The following is a 5,740-nucleotide window of genomic DNA, read 5'->3' as shown; positions in this document are numbered from 1 at the left end:
TAGCAGGCGTAACCGAAACCCATCCCCCTCCTGACCTCCCCCTTGAAGGGGGAGGAACGCAGATACCAGCTGCCTTTGTTTAATTCATAACTCGATCAATCGAAGGAACAGCGAAACGATGGCCTACCCCGACCTGCGCAGCTTCCTGGACGACCTCGGTGACGACCTGCTGCACGTGCGCGAGGAGTTCGACCCGAAGTTCGAGATCGCGGCCGTGCTGCGCAGCCTGCCCGCCGATGCGCCCGCGGCGCTGTTCGAGAACGTGCGCGGGTATCCCGGTGCGCGCGTCGCGGGCAACCTGTTCGGTGGTCGCCGCCGCGTCGCCCGCGCCTTCGGCACGACGGAAGAACGCCTCGCGCAGACCTGGCTCGACAACAAGCAGCGCGCGATCGCGCCGGTGGCCGCGAAATCGGCGCCGGTGCAGGAAATCGTGCATCGCGCGCCGGACGAGCTGCTGCCGCTGCTGCCGGTGCTGACGCATCACGAGAAGGACGGCGCGCCCTTCATCACGACCGGCGTGGTGCTGTGCACCGACCCGGCGACCGGGCGACGCGGCATGGGCATCCACCGCATGATGATCAAGGGCGGCAATCGTCTCGGTATCCTGCTCGCGAACCCGCCGCTGTCGCAGTTCCACGCCAATGCCGAAGCGAAGGGCGAAGCGCTTGACGTCGCGATCGCGCTCGGGCTGGAGCCGGCAACGCTGCTCGCATCCGTCGTGCGCAGCGGCCCACTGGGGCCGGACAAGATGGCAGTCGCGGGCGGACTGCGCGGCGATCCGGTGGAGCTCGTCCGCGCGCTGACCGTGAATGTCGAAGTCCCGGCGCGCGCCGAGATCGTCATCGAAGGCCGCATCCTGCCCGGGGTGCGCGAGCCGGAAGGTCCGTTCGGCGAAAACACCGGTTACTACTTCTCCAACGTCAGCCCGGTCGTCGAAGTCACGGCGGTCACGCACCGCGACAACTTCATCTATCCCGGCCTGTGTCCGTGGTCGGGCGACGTCGACACCCTGCTCTCGCTCGCGGCCGGCACCGAGCTGCTGGGCCAGCTGCAGGCCCTGGTCGCGGGCGTCGTCGATCTGGATCTCACCGGTGGCACCGCCGGCTTCTCGGCGGCGATCGCCGTGCGGAGCTGCCCGCGCCACGAGGTGCGGCGCCTCGTCATGCTCGCGCTGAACCTCGACAAGCGCCTGAAGACCGTAACCGTCGTCGATGACGACGTGAACATCCGCGACCCGCGCGAGCTCGCGTGGGCGATGGCGACGCGCTACCTGCCCGAACGCGACACCGTGATCATCGGCGGCGCCGAAGGCTACGTCATCGACCCGTCGTCGGCCGGCACCAGCGCCGGCTCCAAGGCCGGATTTGTCGCCACGCGCGGCGCCGGCCCCGAATTCGACCGCGTCACCCTGCCCGCCGCCGCGCTGGCGAAGGCGCAGGCCCTCCTCGCAACGCTGCGCAATTGATGGAGACACGCACCATGAGAATCGTCGTCGGCATTTCCGGAGCAAGCGGTGCGATCTACGGCATCCGCATCCTCGAAGCCCTCAAGCAAATCGGCGTCGAGACCGACCTCGTGATGTCGGACTCGGCCAAGCGCACGATCGTGTATGAGACCGACTACTCGATCAACGACGTCAAGCGCCTCGCCTCCTGCGTGCACGACAACAACGACGTCGGCGCCTCCATCGCGAGCGGCTCGTTCAAGCACGCCGGCATGATCATCGCGCCCTGCTCGATCAAGACGCTCTCGGCCGTCGCCAACTGCTTCAACACCAACCTGCTGATCCGAGCCGCCGACGTCACGCTGAAGGAACGCCGCAAGCTGGTGCTTATGCTGCGCGAGACGCCGCTGCACCTCGGGCACCTGCGCCTGATGACGCAGGCCACCGAGACCGGCGCCGTGCTGGTGCCGCCGCTGCCGGCCTTCTACCACCGGCCCAAGACCATCGACGACATCATCAACCAGTCGGTGACCAAGGTTCTGGACCAGTTCGATCTCGACGTCGACCTGTTCGGGCGCTGGACGGGTAATGAAGAGCGCGAGCACGCGAAGTCGCACCAGGGGCAGCCGGCATGCTGAGCACCGCCACCGGCCTCGAACTCGAAGGCGAAGTCGCGCCGGGGCTCGGCGAAGGCTCGCGCTTCACGGCGATCGACTGGGTGATCGCGGAATTCCGCCGCAAGCTCGGCTTCATCCCCTGGCCCGGCACCTTCAACCTGCGCATGCGCGGCACGGCCTGGGAACGGGCACGCACCCGCCTGCGTGTCGCCACCGGCATCGCAATCACACCGCGGGACGGCTTCTGCGCGGCGAAATGCTTCGGGGTGCATATTGCGGGCCAGCTCACCGGCGCGGTCGTGTTCCCCGAGATGCCCGACTACCCCGACGACAAGTTCGAGATCGTCGCGCCGCTGCCGATCCGCGAGACGCTCGGGCTGCAGGACGGCGACCTCGTGAACCTGCGCCTCGACCTCGCATTTTCCGCCCGCGACGACGCGGCCGCCGCCTGACCACTTCAAGGAGCGCCATCATGGCCCCGAAGTTCTGCCCGCAATGCAGCACGCCGCTGGTCCTCGCGAAGATCCACAACCGCGAGCGCGAAACCTGTCCGGCCTGCGGCGAGACCTTCTTCCACAAGCCCGCGCCGGTCGTGCTGGCGGTGATCGAGCACGCCGACAAACTGGTCCAGATCCGCCGCAAGCTCGACCCGCTCGGCGGCTACTGGGCGCCGCCCGGAGGTTATGTCGAGCAGGGCGAATCGCTCGAGGAAGCCGTCGTGCGCGAGGCGCGCGAGGAGACCGGGCTGGAAGTCGCCGTCGATGGGCTGATCGGCGTGTATTCGCAGACCGGCGTGCGCGCCGTGATCCTCGCCTACCGCGCGCACTCGCTCGCGGGCGAACCGGTCGCGGGCGACGACGCCGGCGAGATCGCCCTCATCGCGCCGGGCCAGCTGCCGTTGCAGACGGCGCCCGAAGGCGCACCGCTGATCGACCGCTGGTTCTACGACGTCATCCAGGAAGTCACCGCACCATGGAAATGGGGGCGCCGCACGAGCGCCAGAACGATGATGAGGAGATAACGATGATCGCAGCGACACCCCGCCCCTCGGGCTGAGCGCCCGGCGCCCGCGCGACGCGGGCTCGACCGACAAATCCGCAGCATCCGCCCGTACGGCAATGCCCGCTCCCGAACCCGGACGGCATCGCCGCGGGGCGGTTCGTCCAGAATTTCGAGGAAGACAGACATGGCGTATTTCGATCAGACCACCGAAACCCTCCCGCGCAAACAGCTCGCCGGCCTGCAACTGGAGAAACTGCAGGCGATGATGACCGAGCTGTGGGGCAAGAACCGCTTCTACAGCGACAAGTGGAAGGCCGCCGGCGTCGAGCCGCGCGACATCCGCTCGCTCGACGACCTCGTGCGCCTGCCGCTGACGACGAAGTCCGAGCTGATGGAAGACCAGGCGGCGAACGGCCCCTTCGGCACCAACCTGACCTACCCGATCGAGCACTACACGCGCCTGCACCAGACGTCGGGCACGACCGGCGTGCCCTTGAAGGTGCTCGACACCGCGGAATCGTGGGACTGGTGGGCGAAGTGCTGGGCGCACGTGCTCGCGGGTTCGGGCGTGGATGCGAGCGACCGCGTCTTCCTCGCCTTCGCCTTCGGTCCCTTCATCGGCTTCTGGGCGGCGCTGGAAGGCGCGCGCAAGCTCGGCGCGGTGATGATCCCCGGTGGCGGGCGCGATTCGCTGCAGCGCCTGGAACTGATGCGCGAGACCGGCGCGACGGTGCTGTGCTGCACGCCGACCTACGCGCTGCGGCTCGCCGAAGTGGCGCGCGAGCACGGCTTCGACATGCGCTCGCTGGCGATGAAATCGACCGTCCATGCCGGCGAACCGGGCGCGAACATCCCATCGACCAAGCAGCGCATCGAGGAAGCATGGTCGGCGAAATGCTTCGACCATGCCGGCGCGTCCGAGATCGGCGCGCATTCCTTCGAGTGCGAGAAGCAGCCCGGAGGCACGCACCTGATCGAGTCGGAGTTCATCGCCGAAGTCATCGACCCGAAGACCGGCGAGGCGGTGAAACCGGGCGAGCGCGGCGAACTCGTGATCACCAACCTCGGCCGCTGGGGCTTCCCGCTGATCCGCTACCGCACCGGCGACCTCGTCGAGGTAAACCTCGACCCGTGTTCCTGCGGTCGCACTTTCATGCGCTTCCAGGGCGGCATCCTCGGCCGCGCCGACGACATGGTCACGGTGCGCGGGGTGAACGTCTTCCCGGCGGGCGTCGAGAACATCATCCGCAAGTTCGTCGAAGTCGACGAGTTCCGCATCACCGTCAGCAAGGTGAAGCACATGGACGAGATGGACATCGAGGTCGAGCTGTGCGAAGGCGCCGACCCCGCGGTCGTGCATTCGATCGCCGAACGCCTCGACTCGATGCTCGCCTTCCGTCCGCGCGTGCATAACGTCGGGCGCAACATCCTGCCGCGCTTCGACATGAAGGCGAAGCGCTTCCACGTGAATCGCGCGGCCTGAGCCCGTTTCCGCAACAGGTATCGGCAATGGCCCGGCCGAGGCCAGGGACGGCAACGCCTCGATTCGGCCAACGACGGCATCGCATACAAGAAACCAAGGAGGAGGAAGCATGAGACTGAAGCAGATCTGCGTGGCGGCGGCCCTGTCCGGACTGGTCGTCGGCGGCGCATTCGCGAAGGAAGGCGGCGACCAGTACCCACACGGAAGCGAGAACTGGGTGGCGGGCGCACTGCCGCCACCCGGAAACTACTTCCTCAACTACTTCGGCTACTACCATGCGGACGATCTGCGCGACGGCGACGGCGACAAGGTGCCCGGCACCGGCGTCAGCGCCTGGTTCGATGCGATGCGCGTCGTCAAGGTAACGAACACGAAGATCCTCGGCGGAGACTGGGCGGTACAAGCCATCCTGCCCGTAGTACAGCAAAAGCTGACCCTCGGCGACAGCAAGACCGTTACCGGCATCGGTGACATGCTGTTCTCGCCACTCGTGATCGGCTGGCACGCCGGCAACCTGCACTGGGTGTTCGCCCTCGACTTCTTCGCCCCGACGGGGGAATACAAATCGGGGCAACCGCTCAAGAGTATCGGTGCCAACTACTGGAGCGTGGAACCGGTCCTTGCGGTGACCTGGATCTCGGATGCGGGCTGGGAGCTGTCGGGCAAGTTCATGTACAACATCAAGACGAAGAACAAGGACTTCCGCCCCGCGCCGGGTGCGCCGAAGATGGACTACGAGTCGGGCGACGAGTTTCGCGTCGACTACCTGGCCGGCAAGCGATTCGGGCCGTGGGGCGTGGGCCTCTCGGGCTACTACGTGAAGCAGACGACCAACGACAAGCTGGACGGCGAAACGATCTCGTCGGCCCTCGGACCGTGGTCTTCGGGACGCAAGGGCGAGGTGTTCGCGGTCGGACCGAGCGTGAGTTACACGACCAAGGGCGGCACGATGCTGATCGGCCAGTGGCAGCACGAATCCGGGGCGGAAAACCGCTTCCAGGGCGACAAGGCGTGGTTCAGGCTGATCATGCCGTTCTGACCACAAGTAATTACCTGATGTCAGGTTGAATGCAGCACGGTCGCTCCCTCTCCTTCAAGGGGGCGTAGGCGGGGTTTCGCGGAGCACCGCTCCGCGCCACCGGAGCGGCGGAGCGAAGCGGAGACTCCCGGGTTGGGGTGGGGATGGGCTGTCTC

6 protein-coding genes are annotated in these 5,740 nt (G+C 67.0%); all 6 read left to right on the top strand.

What is annotated here, in order from left to right; translation table 11 throughout:
* Nucleotides 1–118: 118 nt before the first annotated feature.
* Nucleotides 119–1,465: a UbiD family decarboxylase gene (locus GPA27_RS27675; RefSeq protein WP_169143630.1), complete on the top strand. Its 1,347-nt coding sequence runs from the start codon at nt 119–121 to the stop codon at nt 1,463–1,465.
* A 14-nt stretch (nt 1,466–1,479) separates the two neighbouring features.
* Nucleotides 1,480–2,082, top strand: a complete 603-nt coding sequence (locus GPA27_RS27670; RefSeq protein ID WP_169143629.1) for a UbiX family flavin prenyltransferase — start codon at nt 1,480–1,482, stop codon at nt 2,080–2,082.
* Complete coding sequence (locus tag GPA27_RS27665) at nt 2,076–2,513, top strand: DUF120 domain-containing protein (protein WP_169143628.1); 438 nt, start codon at nt 2,076–2,078, stop codon at nt 2,511–2,513. Before GPA27_RS27670 ends, GPA27_RS27665 begins: the two co-directional genes overlap by 7 nt.
* A 20-nt stretch (nt 2,514–2,533) precedes the next feature.
* Entirely contained in the window at nt 2,534–3,082 is a 549-nt protein-coding gene (locus GPA27_RS27660) for an NUDIX hydrolase (protein WP_169143627.1), read from the top strand.
* 165 nt (nt 3,083–3,247) lie between these two features.
* Nucleotides 3,248–4,546, top strand: coding sequence for a phenylacetate--CoA ligase family protein (locus GPA27_RS27655; RefSeq protein WP_169143626.1), 1,299 nt, complete (start codon nt 3,248–3,250; stop codon nt 4,544–4,546).
* Between the two features lie 109 nt (nt 4,547–4,655).
* Nucleotides 4,656–5,585 carry a SphA family protein gene (locus GPA27_RS27650; protein WP_076603711.1) on the top strand — a complete coding sequence of 310 codons (930 nt, stop codon included), beginning with the start codon at nt 4,656–4,658 and terminating at the stop codon, nt 5,583–5,585.
* The last annotated feature ends 155 nt before the right edge of the window (nt 5,586–5,740 follow it).

Source organism: Aromatoleum toluolicum, from assembly GCF_012911005.2.
Taxonomy (GTDB): domain Bacteria; phylum Pseudomonadota; class Gammaproteobacteria; order Burkholderiales; family Rhodocyclaceae; genus Aromatoleum; species Aromatoleum toluolicum.
The sequence above is the reverse complement of the archived record's forward strand: the minus strand, read 5'-3'. Positions and strand labels throughout refer to the sequence as shown.